The sequence below is a fragment of the Chamaesiphon sp. VAR_69_metabat_338 genome (assembly GCF_031423935.1).
In the GTDB taxonomy this organism is placed as follows: Bacteria; Cyanobacteriota; Cyanobacteriia; order Cyanobacteriales; family Chamaesiphonaceae; genus Chamaesiphon.
This window is the reverse complement of record NZ_JANPGM010000334.1, coordinates 1-2,657: the sequence shown is the minus strand read 5'-3', so window position 1 is coordinate 2,657 and position 2,657 is coordinate 1. Positions and strand designations below refer to the sequence as shown.

2 protein-coding genes are annotated in these 2,657 nt (G+C 50.7%); one reads left to right on the top strand and one right to left on the bottom strand.

Annotated features, from left to right (window positions below):
- Positions 1 to 2,052, top strand: a 2,052-nt coding sequence (carB, locus tag RMO84_RS09585) for a carbamoyl-phosphate synthase large subunit (protein WP_310488244.1), incomplete at its 5' end; no start/stop codon positions are given.
- 167 nt (positions 2,053 to 2,219) lie between these two features.
- On the opposite strand, the gene trxA is transcribed toward carB, so the two are convergent.
- The gene (gene trxA, locus RMO84_RS09580) at positions 2,220 to 2,537 is read right to left on the bottom strand and encodes a thioredoxin (RefSeq protein ID WP_310488243.1); all 318 of its coding nucleotides are present in this window, start codon (positions 2,535 to 2,537) and stop codon (positions 2,220 to 2,222) included.
- Positions 2,538 to 2,657: the final 120 nt, after the last annotated feature.

The window sequence follows — 2,657 nt, the reverse complement described above, 5'->3', positions numbered from 1 at the left end:
CGCGATGATGATTTACCCTCGATCGAGCAAGTCCGATCGAAATTGCGCACGCCCACCCCAGAGCGGATCTTTAGCATCCGTCATGCGATGCAACTGAAGCTATCGATCGAAGATATCTACGATCTGACTGGTGTCGATCCGTGGTTCCTGGATAAATTTCAGGATATTTTAACGACCGAATCTTTCCTCAAAACTCAACAATTAGCCGACCTTACCAAGGCGCAATTGTGGGATGTCAAACGCCAAGGATTTAGCGATCGGCAGATTGCTTATGCTACTAAAACTCATGAAGATGAGGTGCGGACTCATCGCAAAGCTCTGGGTGTCGTACCCGCTTATAAATTAGTCGATACCTGTGCTGCCGAATTTGCTGCCGAAACGCCGTATTATTACTCGACTTATGAGGAAGAAACCGAAGTCATCCCCTCGACGCGGCGGAAGGTGATGTTCCTCGGCGGCGGGCCAAATCGGATCGGGCAGGGGATCGAATTTGACTACTGTTGTTGTCATGCGTCCTATGCCCTCAGCAAGCAAGGGTTTGAGACGATCATGGTCAATTCTAATCCCGAAACGGTTTCGACCGATTACGATACGAGCGATCGGTTGTATTTCGAGCCATTGACTAAAGAAGATGTCCTGAATATTATCGAAGCCGAGCAGCCCGAGGGGATTATCATCCAATTCGGTGGGCAAACACCCCTAAAACTCGCAGTACCCCTCCAAGAATATTTAAACCAGCAAGCTCAGTCCCCCAGTCCCCCCGTCCCCCAATCCCGCATCTGGGGTACTAGTCCCGATTCGATCGATATGGCGGAGGATCGGGAGCGGTTCGAGCTGGTGTTGCGGCAGTTGGATATTCAGCAGCCGGAGAATGGGATGGCGCGGGATTATGACGATGCGTTGGTAGTAGCCAATCGGATCGGTTATCCCGTGGTAGTGCGTCCGTCTTATGTCTTGGGCGGACGGGCGATGGAAATCGTCTACTCGGATACCGAGCTGGAACGGTATATGATCTACGCGGTACAGGTGGAGCCAGACCACCCGATTTTGATCGATAAGTTCCTGGAAAATGCGATCGAAGTGGATGTCGATGCGATCGCCGATGCATCGGGAATGGTAGTTATCGGCGGGATTATGGAGCATATCGAGCAAGCGGGGATTCACTCTGGGGATTCGGCCTGTTCGCTACCGTATGTCTCCCTGAGTGATGCGACAGTCGCGACGATTCGGCAGTGGACGGTGCAACTGGCTCGCGCGCTCAAAGTAATTGGGTTGATGAATATCCAATTTGCCGTACAGGGCGATTCTGCTTCGCAGACGCAACGCGAACGAGTCTACATCATCGAAGCCAATCCCCGTGCGTCGCGGACGGTGCCGTTTGTGGCTAAAACCACAGGCGTGCCCTTAGCTGGTTATGCAGCGCGGATTATGTCTGGGGAAACTCTCGCTGGTTTGAACTATACCCAGGAAGTGATTCCGACCCATATCGCCGTCAAGGAAGCCGTCTTACCCTTCGATAAGTTTCCCGGTACCGATACGATTTTAGGCCCCGAAATGCGATCGACTGGCGAAGTCATGGGTATCGATGTCGATTTCGGTCGCGCTTATGCCAAAGCCGAACTGGCAGCGAGTCAGAAATTGCCGTTGAGCGGGAAGGTATTTGTATCGATGAGCGATCGCGATAAACTAGCCGTCGTGCCCATTGTGCGGGATCTGATCGGCTTAGGTTTCCAAATTATTGCCACCTCTGGCACTCAAAAAGTGTTGGAGGAGCACGGCTTAGTCGTCGAGTCCGTCCTTAAACTCCATGAAGGCCGCCCGCATGTCATCGACATTATCAAAAACGGCCAAATTCAACTGATTATCAACACCCCATCTGGTGAGGAAGCGCAAGCAGACGGTAAATTGATTCGGCGCACGGCACTAGCATACAAGATCGGCATCATCACCACGATCGCGGGTGCTAAGGCGACGGCAGCGGCAATTAAGTCACTCCAGTCTCAACCATTACAGGTCAAAGCCTTACAGGATTATCTGGGCTTGAGTAGTTGATAGTCGATCGTAAAAGCAGAGATCTGAGGGTACCTACAAGCGGCGTTTTTATGCGGGGGACCTCCCGCATAAAAAAACGACAAGAGAGGGCTACCCCTACACAATTAACCTGTAGGGGTGCCCCTCGTGGGTACCCTCGATCTACGCTTAGCAATAGGATCTCTCGATCATAAAAATTTGCCGAGTCGATCGATCAACTGTGGTGCTTGTAAAACACCTTCAATGCGATCAACTGCTTGTCCACCCTTAAAAAACACGAGAGTAGGTAAGGCTTGAATCTGATGTTCCGAGGCAATTTGGGGATATTTATCGGTGTCGATCTTCATGATGCGGACTTGGCCGTTGAGTTCGATATTGACTTGTTCCAAAATTTTGGCCATCATCTGGCAGGGGCCACACCAAGTGGCGTAAAAATCAACTAAAATCGGTAACTCACTATTGGCGATCGCATCTTCAAAGCTAGTGAATTGTTGCTTGACTGCCATAAAATCCTCTTGAAACGAAGTGAAGGTAGCTCGATCTTAGACAGTTTTTGAGCGATCGAACAAGTATCGACAAAAAACGACATAAGCATGGCAACTCGAATTGTCTTCGGTAGAGGGGGG